Source organism: Flavobacterium sp. CYK-55, from assembly GCF_018413465.1.
In the GTDB taxonomy this organism is placed as follows: Bacteria; Bacteroidota; Bacteroidia; order Flavobacteriales; family Flavobacteriaceae; genus Flavobacterium.
This window is the reverse complement of sequence record NZ_JAHCDK010000013.1, coordinates 51,573-70,450: the sequence shown is the minus strand read 5'-3', so window position 1 is coordinate 70,450 and position 18,878 is coordinate 51,573. Positions and strand designations below refer to the sequence as shown.

17 protein-coding genes and 1 tRNA gene are annotated in these 18,878 nt (G+C 39.3%); 12 read left to right on the top strand and 6 right to left on the bottom strand.

The window, feature by feature from the left end; all coding sequences use genetic code 11:
* Positions 1-109 precede the first annotated feature (109 nt).
* Genes KIH23_RS12475 through KIH23_RS12455 form a run of 5 tightly spaced genes read left to right on the top strand, consistent with a single transcriptional unit; the run spans position 110 to position 4,350 of the window.
* Positions 110-1,264, top strand: coding sequence for a glycosyltransferase family 2 protein (locus tag KIH23_RS12475; RefSeq protein WP_317197040.1), 1,155 nt, complete (start codon positions 110-112; stop codon positions 1,262-1,264).
* Positions 1,251-1,793, top strand: a complete 543-nt coding sequence (locus KIH23_RS12470; protein WP_213213831.1) for a methyltransferase domain-containing protein — start codon at positions 1,251-1,253, stop codon at positions 1,791-1,793. The genes KIH23_RS12475 and KIH23_RS12470 overlap by 14 nt, the downstream gene beginning before the upstream one ends.
* A 53-nt stretch (positions 1,794-1,846) precedes the next feature.
* A complete protein-coding gene (locus KIH23_RS12465) occupies positions 1,847-2,530 on the top strand; it encodes a cell division ATP-binding protein FtsE (protein WP_213213830.1) in 684 nt (227 codons plus the stop codon).
* Entirely contained in the window at positions 2,530-3,423 is an 894-nt protein-coding gene (locus tag KIH23_RS12460) for a glycosyltransferase family 2 protein (RefSeq protein ID WP_213213829.1), read from the top strand. Before KIH23_RS12465 ends, KIH23_RS12460 begins: the two co-directional genes overlap by 1 nt.
* 3 nt (positions 3,424-3,426) lie before the next feature.
* The gene (locus KIH23_RS12455) at positions 3,427-4,350 is read left to right on the top strand and encodes a glycosyltransferase family 2 protein (protein ID WP_213213828.1); all 924 of its coding nucleotides are present in this window, start codon (positions 3,427-3,429) and stop codon (positions 4,348-4,350) included.
* On the opposite strand, the gene KIH23_RS12450 is transcribed toward KIH23_RS12455, so the two are convergent.
* Entirely contained in the window at positions 4,347-5,429 is a 1,083-nt protein-coding gene (locus KIH23_RS12450) for a glycosyltransferase (RefSeq protein ID WP_213213827.1), read from the bottom strand. The two genes, KIH23_RS12455 and KIH23_RS12450, sit on opposite strands and share 4 nt — an antisense overlap.
* A 52-nt stretch (positions 5,430-5,481) precedes the next feature.
* Here KIH23_RS12450 and KIH23_RS12445 point away from each other — a divergent pair, with 52 nt between their 5' ends.
* Positions 5,482-6,630 (top strand): glycosyltransferase, encoded by a 1,149-nt coding sequence (locus KIH23_RS12445; RefSeq protein WP_213213826.1) that lies wholly within the window; start codon positions 5,482-5,484, stop codon positions 6,628-6,630.
* 151 nt (positions 6,631-6,781) lie between these two features.
* Positions 6,782-7,354: a ferritin-like domain-containing protein gene (locus KIH23_RS12440; protein WP_213213825.1), complete on the top strand. Its 573-nt coding sequence runs from the start codon at positions 6,782-6,784 to the stop codon at positions 7,352-7,354.
* Here the strand turns inward: KIH23_RS12440 and KIH23_RS12435 are convergent.
* Positions 7,351-7,809, bottom strand: coding sequence for a DUF1801 domain-containing protein (locus KIH23_RS12435; protein ID WP_213213824.1), 459 nt, complete (start codon positions 7,807-7,809; stop codon positions 7,351-7,353). The two genes, KIH23_RS12440 and KIH23_RS12435, sit on opposite strands and share 4 nt — an antisense overlap.
* Positions 7,810-7,900: 91 nt before the next feature.
* Here KIH23_RS12435 and KIH23_RS12430 point away from each other — a divergent pair, with 91 nt between their 5' ends.
* From KIH23_RS12430 to KIH23_RS12420, 3 genes are read left to right on the top strand one after another with little or no spacing between them, the layout of a single operon-like run.
* Complete coding sequence (locus KIH23_RS12430; protein ID WP_213213823.1) at positions 7,901-8,983, top strand: DUF3667 domain-containing protein; 1,083 nt, start codon at positions 7,901-7,903, stop codon at positions 8,981-8,983.
* Between the two features lie 6 nt (positions 8,984-8,989).
* Complete coding sequence (locus KIH23_RS12425) at positions 8,990-10,000, top strand: M28 family metallopeptidase (RefSeq protein ID WP_213213822.1); 1,011 nt, start codon at positions 8,990-8,992, stop codon at positions 9,998-10,000.
* Between the two features lie 2 nt (positions 10,001-10,002).
* Positions 10,003-10,935: an alpha/beta hydrolase gene (locus tag KIH23_RS12420; RefSeq protein ID WP_213213821.1), complete on the top strand. Its 933-nt coding sequence runs from the start codon at positions 10,003-10,005 to the stop codon at positions 10,933-10,935.
* Between the two features lie 57 nt (positions 10,936-10,992).
* On the opposite strand, the gene KIH23_RS12415 is transcribed toward KIH23_RS12420, so the two are convergent.
* The 4 genes from KIH23_RS12415 to KIH23_RS12400 form a co-directional block, all read right to left on the bottom strand.
* Positions 10,993-11,066, bottom strand: a tRNA-His gene (locus tag KIH23_RS12415).
* A 61-nt stretch (positions 11,067-11,127) separates the two neighbouring features.
* The gene (gene bshB1, locus KIH23_RS12410) at positions 11,128-11,844 is read right to left on the bottom strand and encodes a bacillithiol biosynthesis deacetylase BshB1 (RefSeq protein ID WP_213213820.1); all 717 of its coding nucleotides are present in this window, start codon (positions 11,842-11,844) and stop codon (positions 11,128-11,130) included.
* A gap of 30 nt (positions 11,845-11,874) precedes the next feature.
* The gene (locus KIH23_RS12405) at positions 11,875-12,939 is read right to left on the bottom strand and encodes an isochorismate synthase (protein ID WP_213213819.1); all 1,065 of its coding nucleotides are present in this window, start codon (positions 12,937-12,939) and stop codon (positions 11,875-11,877) included.
* Positions 12,936-13,364, bottom strand: a complete 429-nt coding sequence (locus KIH23_RS12400; RefSeq protein ID WP_213213818.1) for a PaaI family thioesterase — start codon at positions 13,362-13,364, stop codon at positions 12,936-12,938. The genes KIH23_RS12405 and KIH23_RS12400 overlap by 4 nt, the downstream gene beginning before the upstream one ends.
* A 136-nt stretch (positions 13,365-13,500) precedes the next feature.
* Here KIH23_RS12400 and KIH23_RS12395 point away from each other — a divergent pair, with 136 nt between their 5' ends.
* On the top strand, positions 13,501-15,087 hold the full coding sequence (locus KIH23_RS12395; RefSeq protein WP_213213817.1) for a hypothetical protein: 1,587 nt from the start codon (positions 13,501-13,503) through the stop codon (positions 15,085-15,087).
* Between the two features lie 102 nt (positions 15,088-15,189).
* The gene (gene purL, locus KIH23_RS12390; protein ID WP_213213816.1) at positions 15,190-18,858 is read left to right on the top strand and encodes a phosphoribosylformylglycinamidine synthase; all 3,669 of its coding nucleotides are present in this window, start codon (positions 15,190-15,192) and stop codon (positions 18,856-18,858) included.
* Positions 18,859-18,878: the final 20 nt, after the last annotated feature.

Genomic DNA, 18,878 nt, shown 5'->3' with positions numbered 1-18,878 from the left:
TGCTTTTATTATGAACATTTTTTTTAACAAGCATCCTAAAAAAAACAAAGGTTGCAGAAATTATATACTTTTACGCGTTACTCAACCCAATTAACTCAAGTAAAATCAGGTGAAAAAAGAAATCTCCATTGTCATGCCTTGCCTGAACGAAGCCGAAACTTTGGCCGTTTGTATTGAAAAGGCAAGAGATTTTCTGGAGAAAAATCAAATTCAAGGCGAAATCATTATTGCTGACAACGGCAGTCAAGATGGTTCACAAGCCATCGCGATCAAGTGCGGAGCTATTGTGGTTGAAACTCAAAAAAAAGGCTACGGCGAAGCGCTCAAAGCTGGTTTTGAAAAAGCTTCCGGGCAATTCATCATCATGGCCGATGCCGATAACAGTTATGATTTTTCTGCCTTATCAGCGTTTGTTGAAAAACTGCGTTCTGGTTCAGATTTGGTCATCGGCAACCGATTCAAAGGCGGCATTCAAAAAAACGCGATGCCGTTTTTGCATCGATACATAGGAAACCCTGTTTTGTCCTTTTTAGGAAGATTGTTTTTTAATTCATCAATTGGCGATTTTCATTGCGGACTTAGAGGTTTTTCTGCAGAAGCTTATCAAAAATTAAATTTGACTACCTCGGGTATGGAGTTCGCCTCTGAGATGATTGTCAAAGCACATCTGATGAACCTCAAAATCATCGAAGTTCCAACCATTTTATACAAAGACGGCCGCAGTCGGAAACCACATTTAAAAACCTGGAGCGACGGTTGGCGACATTTGCGTTTTTTGCTTTTGTATAGTCCGAATTGGTTGTTTTTAATTCCGGGCTTACTGCTGATGAGCATTGGATTGATTCTTTCTATTGCTTTGATTTTGTCACCCATTCAATTAGGTAAAATTACTCTTGACGTTCATACGCTTTTGTATGCCAGCGGATTTGTCATTAGCGGTTTTCAGTTTGTGGTTTTTTACGGATTGACCAAAGTTTTTGCGGTTACCCAAAATTTGCTTCCCAAAAGCCAACGATTCAACACTGTTTTTAAAGTTATCAACCTTGAGCGCGGTCTGATTTTGGGGCTTTTTATGACCTTATTCGGCGTCGGATTGAGCATGTATGGCTTATCAATTTGGTCTGAAAAAAGTTTTGGACATTTAGAATCGAGTCAGACACTGCGGATTGTTATTCCGGCGGTTACATTGAGCATCTTGGGGCTGCAGACCATTTTGTTTAGTTTTTTCTTTAGCATTTTAGGATTGAAAGATGAAAAAAATTGATCGATGGCTTCAGGTGGAGCGCATCCGTCAAGCCCAAAAATACATCACAGGCAACAGCATTTTAGATATTGGTTGCCACCGAGGCGAATTATTTGAAAAAACAAATTTAACCGGCGACGGAATTGATCCGAAACTCAACCAAAAAATTCAAACCCCAAAATACACCTTGTGGCCCGGAAAATTTCCGGAAGATTTCACATTAGAAAAAAAATACAACAATGTTACGTTGTTGGCGGTTTTAGAGCATATTCCCGAAGATGAACTCGCCAAATATGCAACAGCTTTGTTGCCATATCTCCAACCCAAAGGCCGAGTTATTATAACCATTCCCAGCCCAAAAGTTGATGCTATTTTGAAAATTTTGCTTTTTTTAAAACTCATCGACGGAATGGATGTACACAACCATCAAGATTTTGACAGAAGTTTGATTCAAGAAATTTTTACTGTAAACGGATATACTTTAATAGCTAAAAAACGTTTTGAACTCGGATTAAATCTTTTGTATGTATTCGAAAAAAATGATTCGTAATTTTTTTGATTGATACTATAACTTATTACTTTTACAGCACTAACCTAAATCATATGTCAACACCTGTTTTATCGCTTAAAGACGTTAACATCTATCAAACCGGAAAGGTGATTCTCTCAAACGTAAACCTTGAAATTGGTCAAGGTGAATTTCTGTACATCATCGGAAAAACCGGAACCGGAAAAAGTAGTCTCATGCGCACTTTATATGCTGATTTGCCTTTATCTGAAGGCCAAGGAAGCATTGTTGGTTTTGATTTAGCCAAACTAAAAGACGATCAGATTCCGTTTTTGAGAAGAAAACTGGGTATTGTTTTTCAAGACTTTAGATTGCTTCCAGACCGAACCGTTAAAGAAAACATGCTGTTTGTACTCAAAGCCACCGGATGGACCAACAACCAAGAAATGCAAAGCAAAATTGACGAAGTGCTCAAAAAAGTAGATTTAGGTGCCGTAGCTGATAAAATGCCGCATCAACTATCGGGCGGAGAACAACAACGCGTGGGTATTGCTCGTGCTTTGCTCAATGATCCGGATTTGATTTTGGCCGATGAACCCACCGGAAACCTTGATCCACAGACCAGTGTTGAAGTTATGGAAGTGCTCAGAAAAATCAACGCCAACGGAAAAACCATCATCATGGCCACACACGATTATGCTCTTTTATTGAAATATCCTTCAAAAACACTCAAATGCGAAGACAACCAAGTATTTGAAGTGATTCAGAGATCCGTTTAATGCTATCTGTCTTAATCCCGACATATAACTATTATACTTTACCGCTGGTGCAAGTCATACAAAGACTAGCAGAACTTGAATCCATCAATTATGAAATTATTGTTTTTGATGATGCTTCAAACAGACAAGAAATTGTTGAAAAAAACCAAGCAATTAACGATTTAGCAAATTGTTTTTATAAAATTCACAAACAAAATTTGGGTCGCGCCGAAAATCGAAACCAATTAGCTCTGAAAGCACAGTACGACTGGATTTTATTTTTGGATTGCGATACCATACCAACTTCAGATTATTTTATTAAAAATTACATAGAGTTTATTAAAAACTCAACAGAAAGTGTTTGTTTCGGAGGATTGGCTTATCAAAAAAACCAACCGTCCAACAACCAATTGTTGCGTTGGGTTTACGGTCAAAAACGCGAGGCATTACCCGTTGATGTTAGACGTCAAAATCCGTATCAAACTACATTGGTATCAAACCTATTGCTGCAAAGAAAGTCGCTTTTAGAAAATCCATTTGATGGCAATTTGAAAAAATACGGCTTTGAAGATTTTGCCTTTATTGCCGGACTCAAAAAACAAAATTTATCAATAGTACACATAGAAAATCCTGTTTTTCATTTAAATCTTGAAAATTCAGTAGATTTTTTTCAAAAACATCTTGAAGCCTTGACACATTTACACGAACTCATAGAGCAAAACATCATCGAGCCTCAAGCAACATCTATCGGGAAGTGGAAAAACCGTCTTAAAAAAATTAAACTTGATTTTATTATGGCGATTGCCCACCGAATTTGGGCGCCATTAATCAAAAAAAATCTTTTATCGCGCAAGCCTTCAATGCTGTTGTTTGACGTTTATAAATTGGGTTATTTTTGTTCTTTAAAAACTTAGCCGATGCCGTTTTTTTCTGTTATTATTCCGGTTTATAACAAAGCTCCTTTTATTGAAAACACTATTAAAAGTGTTCTCGAACAGCAATTTGACAACTTTGAATTAATACTGGTCAATGATGGTTCAACCGATGATAGCGAGCAAATTATTCACAGATTTTCAGATGCGCGCATTCGGTATTATCTGAAGAAAAACGAAGGTGCTTCATCAGCCAGAAATTATGGAATAGAGCTATCAACAGCCCCATATATAGCATTTTTAGATGCCGATGATTATTGGTATCCTGACTTTTTAAGCCAAATGAAACTGTCTATCGAATTGCACCCAAATCATAAGATTTTCTCAGCAGCTTATGAAAATGAAATTCCTGGTAAAGTTTTTCCGGCTCAGTATTCAGTTCCTAAAAATGCTGCTCATCAAATTGTTGATTATTTTGAAGCCAGTATGAAAACCTCAGTATTGTGGACTTCAAGCGCTGTTTTTAGCAAAACTGTATTTGAGCAAGTTGGCGTTTTTGATACCCAAATCAAAAGTGGCCAAGACACTGATTTATGGATGAGACTAGGATTGCACTACCCGATTGTTTTTTCGTGGAAAATACTGGCACGCTATACTTACGATGGCAATAGTCTATCAAAACAAAAAAAATTCTTGAATCAGAAAATGAATTTTGACAAGTTTAAAGAAGCCGAGAAAACCCATGAAAAGCTAAAAAAATTCATCGATCAGAATTTATTTTCGTTTGCCATCAGAAGCAAAATCAATGGTGACCTGCATTATTTTACACAGCACAAAAACCGAATCAATACTGCAAATTTATCTTTCAAAAAAAGAGTTCTTTTACAATTACCAAGCTTTGTTTTGCGCAGATTGATTCAACTCAATTTACTCTTGGTTCGCGTCGGATTACAAAAATCTGTTTTCTAGTTCTCGAGTATGATGCGCCATTGTTCTGCAATTTTTTGCATGGTCAGATGAGCAACACTTTGTTTGGCATTGGCAGAGCATTTTTGAAACAAATCATTTTCAGTGACCATTCTTTTTAAAGCCATGCCTAAGGCTTGTGTGTTATGGTTCTGAACCAACAAACCATTGTATTCGTTTTGAATAACCTCACTCGGTCCTGAAAGGCAATCAACCGAAACTACCGGAACACCCAACGACAGCGACTCAATAACTGACATCGGGAAACCTTCATAACGACTACTCAAAACAGTAAATCTAGCGTTTTGAACATACAAAAAAGGATTTTTGACAAATGCAATAAGTTGCACAACATCATTCAAACCTAATTTCTGAATGGTTTGTACTAGGTAATCGCGGTCAGGCCCATCGCCTAAAATAAGTAATTGATACCCTTTAGTACTGATTTCAGAAGCTTTGAAGGCCTCAAGCAATAATGTAATATTCTTTACTTTTTCATCTAGTCTTCCGAAGAAAAGAATATATTTCTCAGGTAATTGTACCGATAAATTTCCTATGTGAATTTCTTGAATCGGATTATAAATAGTAACCGTATTTTGCAAACCGTATTGAGCGCTCACCTTGTCTTGAATAGCTTTTGAAACGCAAATAATCTTGTGGGCATTTTGATACAAAAGTTTCCCAAAAAAAGGCAAAACCGGTAAATAATTCAATAAATTATAGCTGTGGATAATGTAGTACGTTTTGTAATTCCGATACATCATAACCGTCATCAGTTCACGCCAAAAATAATTGCGCGTACGGTTATCAATAACTACTGAAATATTGTTTTTTTTGAGGTAAGCCCGCAACAAAAAGCCTTTCTTGATTTTCTTGTAAAGCCCAATTGAAGAAGCACTTTTTTGTTCTAGGTTATAAAGCCTACCTGCATAATGATAATCAACCGAATCATTGACTATGATGTTGTGTATTTCGTAACCCAAGCTTTCAAGCATATAGCTCAGAGTTCCAGCAAAACGTTCGGCTCCGCCAACACCAAGCGAATGAGATACAATAGCAATTTTAATTTTGGCGTTGACCATTAATTGTCAAATAGTAAATATCTTTGTCAAAGATAGTATGTTTTAAGGTTCGATGAAGATATTACTCGTAGGTGAATACAGCAGACTGCACAACTCGCTCAAAGAAGGTTTAGTGCAATTAGGTCACGAGGTGGTTATTGTGGGCTTTAAAGACGGTTTTAAAAATTTTCCGGTTGATTTGCCATTGTATCAAAATTGGAGCGGCAAATTCAGTGGTAAAATCAAAAATTTAATTTTTCGGCTCACCGGTTTTGATTTGAATTCTTACGGTACTTATTTGCAAATCAAGCGTTATCACAAAAAACTCAGAGGTTTTGATGTGGTTCAACTCATCAATGAAAACACTTTTTACTGTACGCCTTTTTTTGAGAAAAAAATTCTTCATTATCTTTTTAAAAATAATGTCAAAACCTTTTTACTTTGCTGTGGAACCGATTATCCGACCATCAATTATTATTACCAAAATCCGCAATTCAAATCGCTTTTACAACCTTATTTAGACGGAAAAATTGACGATATTTCTTTTCAAAACGTTTTAAAATATCGAAAAACTGAGTTCAAGAAACTACACGATTATATTTACAAAAATATAGTTGGTGTACTGGCTTCTGATTTGGATTATCACATCCCAATGCAAAATCATCCAAAATATTTAGGGATGATTCCCAATCCGATAAACATTGAAAAATTGCCCTATCACACACCTGAGATTAAAGATAAAATCGTGATTTATCACGGAATCAACGATGCCAACTACTATAAAAAAGGCAACGATTATTTTGAAAAAGCACTCGAAATTATCGCAGAGAAATATGGTGATCGCGTTGAGATTGAAACCACTAGAAGCGTTCCGTATGCCACCTACATTAACCTATACCAAAAAGCGCACATTTTGCTTGATATGGTGTATTCACATGACCAAGGTTATCATGCACTTGAAGCTATGGCGCAAGGTAAAGTGGTTTTTACCGGTGCCGAAAAAGAATTTGAACAATACTACCATTTGGCCGAAAAAGTCAATATCAATGCTTGCCCAGATGTGAATTATCTGGTTGAGCAACTTTCTTACCTTATTGATAATCCATCAGAAATTGAAGCTATTAGCCAACGAGCACGCTCTTTTGTTGAACGTGAACACAACTACATCAACATTGCCAAACAATACCTCAAAGTTTGGTCAGAAGGTTACAAAAAGCTATAATTTTTTTAACGTTTTTAGCCAAAAATTGCGTGAATGTTAAATTTACGTGTAGTTCATCGGGTATTTTTTTGTAGCTAAAACCTTATTGGTAACTTGGCCTCACCCAAACACATTTTACCCAAATAATGAAACTTAACCTAAAAACTATGTTATGGAAAAAGCACACAAATTTCCTGAAGATCATGCGCAGGAAAGCCTCCCAAATTTAAAGCAACCCAAGAATCGCTTTGACGGAGCGATAGGTTTGCGCGAATTGTTGCTTCTTGAATTGCAAGCACTTTATTTTACCGAAAAAATGTTGGTCAAAGCTTTTCCGAAGATGGTTAAAAACGCCTGTTCATTTGAGCTTATAGAAACCATCAGTCAACATGCTGAGGTAACCAAAAAGCAAATCATACGCATTGAAGACACCTTTGAGCAATTAACCGAAAAACCACTAATGCAACGCTGCGAAGCCATTGAAATTATGCTCGACGAAATTGAGCAAATCATTGAAGCAACCAAATTTGGTATTGTTCGCGATGCCGGAATTGTTTTGAGTTTGCACAAGATTGAACATTATGAAATTGCCGCTTACAGCATTTTAGAAACCTATGCCGAAAACTTGCGTGAAGAGCAAATTCAGCAGTGGATACACTTATCGCTCAACGAAGAAAAAATTGCACAAATGCGGTTGGCTAAAATTGCAACAACCCTCAGGTATTACAATGAGCAAAAAGGTTAGCTTTTGTTAAAAGCGCTTTCATAGCAATCAATCCATTGTTGAACCGTCATTTTACCAGCCAGCTCGGCAATGAGTTGATATGGAATATCCTCAAGTTTTTTAAAGCGGATACAACTTTTACCCATGTCGAGCTTGGTTTTACAATGCTTAGGATATTCAGCCACAAACCAATCATATAGGTCTTTTTGAGCATACACACCCATGTGATAAAGCGCTATGAAGTTCTTTTGAGAAGCTACCGATAAAAAAGGCAACGGAAGCTTTGGATCGCAATGATAACCTTTCGGATACAATGCATGGGGCACTACATAACCCAACATGCCGTAGGTTATTTGTTCGTGAAAGCCATCAGGTAAATTTTGCTTGATGCTTAATCGGATTTTTTCAATGGCAAACTTTCGATCTGACTCGAGGCCGTCAATATATTCTTGAGGTGTTGTGGCTTTTGATGTCATAATGCACAATTTAAATAATTGCCCAAGTTAGGAATTTAGCGTCAAATAAAAATTTAATTTATACTTTTATCGAGCTAATTTACTAAGCTTTATGAGCCACAAAAATCCGTTGCGCACCGATAAAACTTGTTTGAACTGTCGTCATGTAGTTCAAGAACGATTTTGCCCGAATTGCGGTCAAGAAAATATTGATAGCAGAAAGACATTTCATGAACTCTTTGTTCATTTCTTTGAAGATTTGACACATTATGAAAATGCGTTTTGGCGCACCATCAAAAACCTAATGTTCAAACCAGCTGCACTCACCAAAGAGTATTTATCGGGTAAACGGTTGTCTTATTTAGCTCCGGTTCGGTTGTACATCTTCATCAGTTTTGTGACTTTTTTGGGTTTTACAATCATTCCGAATCCTGAAAGTAAAAATGAAAAAAGCCTGATTAAAATCAATGAAGAAGGTAAGAAAGCCATTGAACAAGAAAAAAATGCCGACTATCAGCGTCGGGCAAAAAAAGTAGAGCAAATGCTCAAAATGGGCGCTATCAATCAAAAAGAGGCTGATTCTATCAAAAAAGAAATTGTCATCGCCTCAAATAAAATAGCCAAAAAAAGCTTTATGAATTTTGGATACAACTCTGTTGAAGAAATTGATTCACTATACAAATACGGCAAAGGCGAAGATGAAATGTCTGATTTTGAATATAAAATTGCCCGCAAAGCGCAATTGGTGAATGAGAACAATACCGGAGAAGAAATTGCTCATAAATTCAAAGAATCGTTCATACATAATTTTCCGAAAGTGCTATTTATTTACATGCCGATTTTTGCACTTTTCTTATGGCTATTTCACAACAAAAAACGCTGGTATTACTTTGATCACGGTATTTTTACACTGCATTATTTTTCATTTTTATTGCTGATTGTTCTGTTGCTTTTTATGATTAATCGATTATTTTCAGTCGCATTAGGAGAATATGCCGACGGAATAATATCAGTCATATATCTGGTCGGTTTTCTGTGGATGTTTTACTACTTCTTTCCGGCACATCATCGCTTTTATGGAGAATCGAGAATCAAGTCGTTCTTAAAAAGTACCATGTTGTTCTTTATCAACTCGATTTTCATCATCATTATATTGCTTGTTTTTATGATTTATACCTTTATTAACCTTGAATAAAAGCCTATGAAAAAGTTACTTTTGAGTTTAAGTGCGGTTTTACTGTTGGGATGTGCCGCCAAAAATGACAAAGCTCAATTAGAGCGAAAATACATGCAAACCATTACAGCCGAGGAGCTCAAGACGCTTTTGACAGTAGTTGCATCTGACGAAATGGAAGGTCGCGAAACCGGAAGTGAAGGCCAGAAAAAAGCCGGCCGTTACTTGATTGAACAATACAAAAACAGTCAAATTCCTTATCCGACAGGCGCTGATGGTTACTACCAACCTATTCCGGCTGCATATTTAAATGCGAAATACAAAGAAAACTTATCTGACTCTGAAAACATTTGGGCATTTATTGAAGGCTCTGAAAAACCAGATGAAGTTGTAGTAATCTCGGCACATTACGATCATGTTGGTATTAAAAACGGAGAAATCTATAACGGTGCAGATGATGATGGTACAGGAACTGTTTCGTTGGTTGAAATTGCACGTGCCTTTGCCCAAGCCAAAAAAGAAGGTCACGGCCCAAAACGTTCGGTGCTTATTCTGCACGTAACTGGTGAAGAGCACGGCTTACACGGATCGCGTTACTATTCTGAAAACCCGCTTTTTCCGCTTGCTCATACGGTATGCGATGTCAACATTGATATGATCGGACGCCATGACGAATTTCACAACAACAGCAATAAATATGTTTATGTAATTGGGTCTGATTATTTATCAACCGACCTGCACAACATCTGCGAAAGCGCTAATAAAAAATTCACCAAACTCAAGCTTGATTACAAATACAACGATCGGCAAGATCCCAACCGATTTTACTATAGATCAGACCATTATAATTTTGCAAAAAATGGAATCCCGTCAGTGTTTTTATTCAGCGGAACCCATGCCGATTATCACAAACCCGGTGATGATGTTGATAAAATAGAATTTGATGCGCTGACCAAACGTGCCCAATATGCCTTTGCCATTGCTTGGGAAGTAGCCAACAGACCAAAACGTTTAATCGTTGATAAAGACGGAAAATAATTATGAAAAAAATAGTCATCCTTTTTAATTTGTTTGTTTGTATTGCTACCGCAAAAGCACAAGACTTGTATAGTAAAGCTTATGGCGATGCCAAAAACCCAGCGATGATTTTCTTGCACGGCGGCCCAGGTTACAGCAGTGCCGGTTTTGAAATTACCACAGCACAAAAACTGGCCGACCAAGGCTTTTATGTGGTTGTTTATGACCGACGCGGCGAAGGAAAATCTGGCGAGCTCAAATCAAAATACGTTTTTTCTGAAATATTTGAAGATCTCAATGCCTTGTACAACAAATACCAATTGACAAGTGCCACTTTATTGGGACACAGTTTTGGTGGAGTCGTGGCGACTTTGTTTGCTGAGAAAAACCCTCAAAAAGTGAGTTCAGTAGTATTGATTGATGCGCCGGTTGATATTCAGCAAACATTTAAAACCATTTTAAATTCATCGCGAAAAATCTATCAAGCCAATAATGACAAAACCAATTTAGCTTGGTTGGATAAGATTGAAAAAATGGATCCACTTTTTGAAGAATATGCCACTTATACTTTTGCTCACGCTATGCTCAACGGATTTTACACTCCAAAGCATATGAGTAATGAAGCCAAAAAAATATACGCTGAAGCGGCCAAGAATCCTGATTTTAGATATATGACCGAAATGAATCCTGAAGCACCACGCGGTTATCTTAAATCTCAAAAATACACTTCAATTGATATCACTAAAAATCTGCATACTTTGTTGGCCAATCAGGTTAAGGTTTACGGAATTTACGGTCAAGAAGACGGTTTATTCTCACCCGAACAAGTCAAAACACTCGAAGCCATTATTGGCGCTAAAAACGTTTACTACGTTCCGGAAGCGTCGCACAATGTGTTTATTGACCAACAAACTTTATTTTTGAATTTTTTAAAAAATCAGTTTAAAAAGAAGTAATCTTTACCAAACTATAGAAACAAAAAAGCCTCGGTATATTCCGAGGCTTTTGTTTTGGGTGGCTGACCGGGTTCGAACCGGCGACCCGCGGCACCACAAACCGCTACTCTAACCAGCTGAGCTACAACCACCATTTAGACGTGCGCAAATGTATTGTAAAAGTTTTATTTTGCAAAGAAATAATTTAAAAAATTACAGCAAATCTGCTAAACTATTGACGGCCAAATACCTCTCTTTAGTAAAGCCTTCAGCATAATCGGTTCCGATGAGTCTTCCGAGGTCTTGGGCGCGATAACTCAAGCTTTCGAGAAAGTTTTTGGTGGCAATCGGCGTTACAGGTTCAGCGCTATTCGGATTGTAAAATTGCGAACCATAAGCCAAAATAGCTTCGACTTTCTGATCGTTAAATCCGGAAATATCCACCACAAAATCTGGCTCAATATTTTTCCATTGAATATAATGATAGACTTGTTTCGGGCGCCAAGCTGATTGATTTTGACCATTGTCTGTAGTTTCAACTTTAATCAAACCCGACAAAAAACATGCATCAGAAACCAATTTGCTCCCTTTGGCGTGATCGATATGTCGGTCATCAATGGCATTGCAGAGCACAATCTCAGGACGATATTTCCGAATCAGTCGAATCACTTCTAACTGATGTTGCTCATCATTGACAAAAAAACCATCGCGCATCTGCAAGTTTTCGCGCACGGCCACACCCAAAATCTGAGCGGCTGCCATGGCTTCTTGATCGCGCAATTCAGCGGTTCCGCGGGTTCCTAATTCGCCACGCGTCAAATCAACAATGCCCACTTTTTTACCCAAAGCTACTTCTTTGGCAATGGTTCCGCCGCACCCCAATTCAACATCATCCGGATGCGCTCCAAAGGCTAAAATATCTAGTTTCATTTCAAAAATTTGGTTCAAAAATAAAGAATCCTACAATACCATTTTCATGGTTTGCGCTTTGTGAACGGTTTCAAGCCATTCTTTTTGCGGCTGACTATCGCGCGTGATGCCGCCGCCCACATACAATATGACTTTTGTTGATGGATTCAAGGGCGATACAACCACTTGCAGACAACGCAAATTCACGAATAAATCAGTTGAATCATCCCAGTTGAGTTCTCCTAAAAATCCTGAATAATACCCGCGGTCATAGCCTTCATTTTCCAGAATAAAACTTCGGGCTTCGACTTTCGGGAAACCGCAAACCGCCGGTGTTGGATGCAAAAAATTTATAATGTTTTTGAGTTGATCTTCTTCGGCTTTCGCTTGAATATCGGTGCGAAGGTGCCATAATTTTCCGGCCTGAATTGAATAAGGCGCTGAATGTTCTATATGAGTGGTATATTTTTTTAATCCATCCAAGATAAAATCGGTTACAAATTGTTGCTCTTGCTTTTCTTTCTCACCCCAAAAAGGCTGCTGCTGCGCTTGTATCAATTGTGTTCCGGCTACTGACATGGTGGTCAATTGACCCTTTGAAAAATGAACCAGTTGTTCTGCAAAAGCGCCGAGCCACATCCCTACTTTTGGATGATAAAAGCAATAAGCAAAAGCCGTCGGATATAAATCAACCATGCGCAAAAAAACTTCAGCCCAGTCAAAATGTTTGATTTCAAGTGTTTCTGAACGAGACAAAACTACTTTGTCAAATTGATTTGAATGTATCGCTTCAATGCCTTTTTGCACGAGTTGTTCGTGAATAACTTGCGATTCATCTTGGGCTAATGAATCAATTTCTGAAGTTGTATGATGATTCAAAACGGAACAATCTTCTTGGACCAAAGAAGCTTTTTCAGTCGGAATCAAAACCGGAGTTCCACAAAACGGCGCCAAGACAAATCCTGATTCTGAAAAATCATCAACCGTATACAAAACATCATCTCGCTGTAAAAGCGCTTGAATTTTTTGGCTTTGCGGCTTGCGATAAACCACAAACGGAAGCAACTGCTCTTGCTGTTTTTTGAGTTGATTGATTAGCGAGGTGAGTTGATTCATGCTTTGCGTTTGGGTAAAACCATGTTGGTGAGTTTGCACAGTGAAATCAAATCGCCTTTTTCATCGGTAATTTTAATTTCCCAGAGGTGAATGCTCCGCCCTTTGTGGATGATGCGCGCCGTTCCGGTAACCATGCCTTCGCGTTTGGCTTTAAGATGATTGGCTGCGATTTCAATTCCGCGCACTTCGCTGAGTTCGTTGTTGATAAAGAGCATCGAGGCTGCACTTCCGACACTTTCGGCCAAAGCAACACTAGCGCCGCCATGCAACAATCCCATCGGTTGATGCACTCTGGAATTTACGGGCATTTGCGCTACCAAAAAATCTTCGCCGGCATCAATAAACTCAATTTGTAGGGTTTCCATCAAACTATTCTTGCCAAACGAATTACACAAGGCAAGCATTTCATCACGTGATAAAGCCATCTTTTTTTGCTGCAAAATTAAAAGTTCTGTTCATCTTCAAAGCAACTCAATTCAGAAAGATATCATAAAATTACTTTTTATTCGTTGTGGTGTGATATTGCAAATTAAAACTTATTTTTACCCAAAATACTTTTCAATGCGTCAACTCATTTGTTTGCTTTTTGTAGCCTTGATGGTTTCTTTGAGCTCATGTCGTAAAGATTTTGACACCGTTCCGAGTAACGGAAATCTCAGTTTTTCAAAAGACACAGTATATCTCGACACTGTTTTTACCAAAATAGGTTCAAGTACTTACACTTTAAAAGTTTATAACAATAGTAATGATGACATCAACATTCCAACGATTCGATTTGAAAAAATTGACTCAAGATATAGAATGATGGTTGACGGAATGACAGGGATTGACGAAGACGGAAACGGCGTTGGCGATGGTCGAAAATTCAATAATGTTGAGCTTTTGGCCAAAGATAGCTTGTATATTTTTATTGAGACAACGGCAGATATTTTGGAACTTGCCAACAATAATCCAACAGAATTTTTACATACAGACAACATTGTTTTTGACTCGGGAAGCAAAGAGCAAAAAGTCAATCTGGTCACCTTAATTAAAGATGCTTATTTTTTGTATCCAAAGCGTAATGCCGAAGGAATAAAGGAAAGTTTACTCATTGACACTGATGACAATGGTGATGAAATTCGCATCAATGGTTTTGAGCTTGACCACAGTGATCTCAATAACGGTGATGAGTTCCATTTCAACAACACCAAACCTTACGTAATTTACGGTTATGCCGGAGTTCCGAGCGGTGAGACTTTAACGATTGACCCGGGAGCACGTGTATATTTTCATGCCGAATCCGGTATTTTGGTACAATCGGGCGGTAGTTTACAGATCAACGGAGGCATTTCAACTGATCCGGCGAATCCGCAACAAAATGAAGTTACTTTTGAAGGCGACCGATTAGAGCCGATGTTTGAAGATGTGCCCGGACAATGGGGCACGATTTGGCTTAGACAAGGCAGCGTGAATAATCGCGTCAATCATTTAACGCTTAAAAATTCAATGCTCGGATTTTTGGTGGAGAATTGCCCGCTGGAGATCAACAACTCGCAAATTTACAATTCTGCCAACTATGGAATTCTCTCGCGTGCCGGTGCCATTACTTCAGAAAACTTGGTGATTAATTTAGCGGGGCAAGCCTCATTAGCTTGTAGCTTAGGCGGAGATTATCAATTCAAGCATGGAACGTTCAACAACAATTGGGTCGGATCAAATCCGCTTTCGGTTTGGCTCAGCAATTACGAAGAACAAGCTGATGGCAGCAAACCTACTAATGGTTTACTACGCGCCAATTTCTATAATTGCATCATATACGGCAACAATAACGTTCAATTATTTTTAAACGATATTGATTTTGATAGCAGCGATGTAGCCTTCAATTATGATTTCCAAAATTGTTTGATAAAATTTAGAGATGCTGGAACTTCTTTACAAGATAATAATGCTTATAATTTTATCCGAGAAGAAAGCAACGGAAACATCAAAAACCAAAACCCCAATTTCTTTGATGTCAATGCCAATAAACTCAATATTGATGAAACTTCTCCGGCTTATCAAAAAGGCAGTTTAAGCTTCTTGGTTCCGCTTGATATTTTAGGACATCCGCGCACGTCAAATCCACCGGATATGGGCGCGTATCAAAGTGCTGCTTTCCCTGATTAATTGTTCAAAAGTATAGGCAATTGTAGATAAAGTTTAGTTGTTTGCTGTCAATTTTGAGCTAACTTTGCACGCAACAACAACAACAACTAATATTCAACTACAATGATTCATTTCTTCGGAAACGAAAACACCACTATTTTTGCCGTTCAAACGCAAAACGAACTTTCGCCTGCAAACATCAATCAACTCAATTGGCTTTTTGGCCACACGCAAAAAATAGAAAAATCCGTACTCGCGGATTTTTTTGTTGGCCCACGTGCCGCTATGATTACGCCATGGAGCACCAATGCGGTTGAAATCACTCAAAATATGGGTATTTTAGACATCATCCGCATAGAGGAATTTCAGAAAGTAACGAGTGATTATTCGGCTTTTGACCCAATGCTTTCACAAAAATATACTGAGTTAAATCAAGATATTTTTGCGGTAGATATTGCGCCAGAACCTATTCAACACATCCAAAACATCGCTCAATACAACCAACAAGAAGGTTTATCACTCAGCGAGGATGAAGTTGAATACCTGGAACAATTGGCGCAAAAACTCGGGCGACCACTCACTGATTCTGAGGTTTTTGGTTTTTCACAAGTCAATTCGGAGCATTGCCGACATAAAATTTTCAACGGAACTTTTATCATCGACGGACAAGAACAACCTTCGTCTTTGTTCCAACTCATCAAAAAAACTTCAGCTGAACATCCCAACCAAATTGTTTCGGCTTATAAAGACAACGTAGCTTTTATCAAAGGCCCAAAAATCACGCAATTTGCGCCGGCCTCGGGTGATCAACCTGATTTTTTTACGCATAAAACCTTTGATTCGGTATTGTCACTCAAAGCCGAAACCCATAATTTCCCAACTACGGTTGAACCATTCAACGGTGCGGCCACCGGTTCAGGCGGAGAAATTCGCGATCGTTTGGCCGGCGGACAAGGTTCATTGCCACTGGCCGGAACTGCTGTGTATATGACCGCTTATCCGCGCTTATCACAAAATCGAGGGTATGAAAAAAACATTCAAGCCCGAAAATGGCTCTACCAAACGCCGCTGGATATTTTGATCAAAGCCTCGAACGGAGCTTCAGATTTTGGCAATAAATTCGGGCAACCGCTCATTTCAGGTTCGTTACTTACGTTTGAACATCAAGAAGCCGGACGCACGTTGGGTTATGATAAAGTCATCATGCAAGCGGGCGGAATCGGTTACGGAAAACAAGAACAAGCCCAAAAACATCAGCCCAAAAAAGGCGATAAAATTGTGGTTTTAGGCGGAGAAAACTACCGTATTGGTATGGGCGGAGCAGCGGTTTCATCGGCTGATACCGGTGCTTTTAGCTCGGGAATTGAACTCAATGCCGTACAGCGATCCAATCCGGAAATGCAAAAACGCGCAGCCAACGCCATTCGGGCTTTGGTAGAAAGTGATCACAATCCGATTGTATCAATTCACGATCACGGAGCCGGCGGGCATTTGAATTGTTTGTCTGAATTGGTTGAAACCACCGGTGGGATTATTTCACTCGATGCTTTGCCTGTGGGCGATCCGACGCTTTCGGCCAAGGAAATTATTGGTAACGAATCGCAAGAACGCATGGGCTTGGTGATTGGTTCTGAAGATGTAAACCTTTTAAAAAACATCGCTGATCGAGAACGCGCTCCTATGTATGTGGTGGGCGAAATTACCGACGACCATCGATTTGTATTTACTTCTGAAAAAACCACCGATCGCCCGATGGATTTTGCCCTAGAAGATTTGTTCGGCAATTCACCCAAAACGATTATTTCTGATCAAACGGTTCATCACGCATACGGAGATATCACCTACGAAACTTCAAAAATTTCACAATACGTTCTCGAACTTTTAAAACTAGAAGCAGTAGCTTGTAAAGATTGGCTCACCAACAAAGTCGATCGCTGCGTGGGCGGAAAAGTAGCCAAACAACAATGCGCCGGTCCGTTGCAATTACCACTCAACAATGTGGGCGTGATGGCGCTTGATTTTAACAGTAAAAACGGACTCGCTACTTCTATTGGACACGCACCTTTATCAGCGTTGATTGATCCGGTTGCCGGCAGCCGAAATGCCATCGGAGAAGCATTGAGCAACCTCATCTGGGCACCGATTCAAGAGGGTCTAAGCGGTGTTTCGCTTTCGGCCAATTGGATGTGGGCCTGCAAAAACAAAGGCGAAGATGCGCGCTTTTATCAAGCGGTGCAAGGTTGTTCTGATTTTGCGATTGAGCTCGGCATCAACATACCAACCGGAAAAGATTCGCTCTCGATGAAGCAAAAATATCCCGACCAAGAAGTAATGGCGCCGGGCACCGTTATTATATCTGCCGCCGGACATTGTTCTGACATCACGCGCGTGGTGGAGCCGGTTTTACAAAAAAACGGAGGTTCTATTTTTTACATCAATTTATCGCAAGACGGTTTTAAATTGGGTGGAAGTTCATTTGCGCAACTACTCAATAAAATTGGCTCTGAAACACCGACCATTTGCGATGCTGAATATTTTAAACGCGCTTTTCATACCATACAAAAACTGATTTCTGAAGGTCAAATTTGTGCCGGACATGACATTGGCAGCGGCGGACTGATCACCACTTTACTTGAAATGTGTTTTGCCGATCATCAATTGGGCGCGCAAATCAATCTTTCGAACTTGGGCGAATCAGATATTGTCAAAATATTGTTTGCCGAAAACATTGGGCTGGTCATTCAACCTAAAACCGATGCGATTTTTGAAGAAGCTTTGAATCGCGAAGGCGTTGCGCATTTCAAAATCGGAAGCGTTCACAACACCGAAATCCTTGAACTGACCACCAACAACGCAGCACTGTCTACTATTCATTTCTCGATACCGGAATACCGCGATGCTTGGTTTGAAACTTCGTATTTGCTCGACCAACATCAAACGACCAACAACTTAGCACAAACGCGTTTTAACAACTACAAAAATCAACCGCTGCGTTATCATTTCCCGGAGCATTTTACCGGAAAATTAACGTCGCATCAAGGAGCAAAACCCAAAGCAGCAGTAATTCGCGAGAAAGGAAGCAATTCTGAACGCGAAATGGCGCATGCTATGTATCTAGCCGGATTTGAGGTAAAAGATGTGCACATGACCGATTTGATTTCGGGCCGTGAAGATTTGAGCGATGTACAGTTTATTGGCGCTGTGGGCGGATTCTCGAACTCAGATGTATTGGGCAGTGCCAAAGGCTGGGCCGGCGCATTTTTATACAACGAAAAAGCCAAAAAAGCACTCGATGATTTTATGGCGCGCCCCGATACGCTATCGGTGGGCATTTGCAACGGTTGCCAACTCATGATGGAACTCGAGCTTATTTATCCGGAGCACAAAACCCACGGAAAAATGAAACACAACCTCAGCCACAAACACGAAAGCATTTTTACTTCGGTAACGATTCAAGAAAATCACTCGGTGATGTTGTCAACTTTGGCGGGCAGCACTTTGGGCGTTTGGGTTTCACATGGCGAAGGAAAATTCAGCTTGCCTTATGAAGAGCAACGTTATCACATTGTAGGCAAATACGGTTATGACGCTTATCCGGCCAATCCGAATGGCTCTGATTATAATACAGCGATGATGTGCGATGATACCGGACGTCATTTGGTCATGATGCCGCATATTGAGCGTTCGATTTTTAGCTGGAACTGGGCCTATTATCCCACCGACCGAAACGATGAAGTTTCACCTTGGCTGGAAGCTTTTATCAATGCCCGCAAGTGGATTGAAAATAAATAATCATTATTGAAGGATTATTG

Coding starts and splice junctions, on each gene's coding strand:
- KIH23_RS12460 (WP_213213829.1), top strand. CDS start 2,530: ATGCTATCTGTCTTAATCCCGACATATAACTATTATACTTTACCGCTG.
- KIH23_RS12425 (WP_213213822.1), top strand. CDS start 8,990: ATGAAAAAGTTACTTTTGAGTTTAAGTGCGGTTTTACTGTTGGGATGT.
- KIH23_RS12445 (WP_213213826.1), top strand. CDS start 5,482: ATGAAGATATTACTCGTAGGTGAATACAGCAGACTGCACAACTCGCTC.
- KIH23_RS12435 (WP_213213824.1), bottom strand. CDS start 7,809: ATGACATCAAAAGCCACAACACCTCAAGAATATATTGACGGCCTCGAG.
- KIH23_RS12430 (WP_213213823.1), top strand. CDS start 7,901: ATGAGCCACAAAAATCCGTTGCGCACCGATAAAACTTGTTTGAACTGT.
- KIH23_RS12450 (WP_213213827.1), bottom strand. CDS start 5,429: ATGGTCAACGCCAAAATTAAAATTGCTATTGTATCTCATTCGCTTGGT.
- KIH23_RS12420 (WP_213213821.1), top strand. CDS start 10,003: ATGAAAAAAATAGTCATCCTTTTTAATTTGTTTGTTTGTATTGCTACC.
- KIH23_RS12400 (WP_213213818.1), bottom strand. CDS start 13,364: ATGGCTTTATCACGTGATGAAATGCTTGCCTTGTGTAATTCGTTTGGC.
- KIH23_RS12395 (WP_213213817.1), top strand. CDS start 13,501: ATGCGTCAACTCATTTGTTTGCTTTTTGTAGCCTTGATGGTTTCTTTG.
- KIH23_RS12470 (WP_213213831.1), top strand. CDS start 1,251: ATGAAAAAAATTGATCGATGGCTTCAGGTGGAGCGCATCCGTCAAGCC.
- KIH23_RS12405 (WP_213213819.1), bottom strand. CDS start 12,939: ATGAATCAACTCACCTCGCTAATCAATCAACTCAAAAAACAGCAAGAG.
- bshB1 (WP_213213820.1), bottom strand. CDS start 11,844: ATGAAACTAGATATTTTAGCCTTTGGAGCGCATCCGGATGATGTTGAA.
- KIH23_RS12455 (WP_213213828.1), top strand. CDS start 3,427: ATGCCGTTTTTTTCTGTTATTATTCCGGTTTATAACAAAGCTCCTTTT.
- KIH23_RS12465 (WP_213213830.1), top strand. CDS start 1,847: ATGTCAACACCTGTTTTATCGCTTAAAGACGTTAACATCTATCAAACC.
- KIH23_RS12440 (WP_213213825.1), top strand. CDS start 6,782: ATGGAAAAAGCACACAAATTTCCTGAAGATCATGCGCAGGAAAGCCTC.
- purL (WP_213213816.1), top strand. CDS start 15,190: ATGATTCATTTCTTCGGAAACGAAAACACCACTATTTTTGCCGTTCAA.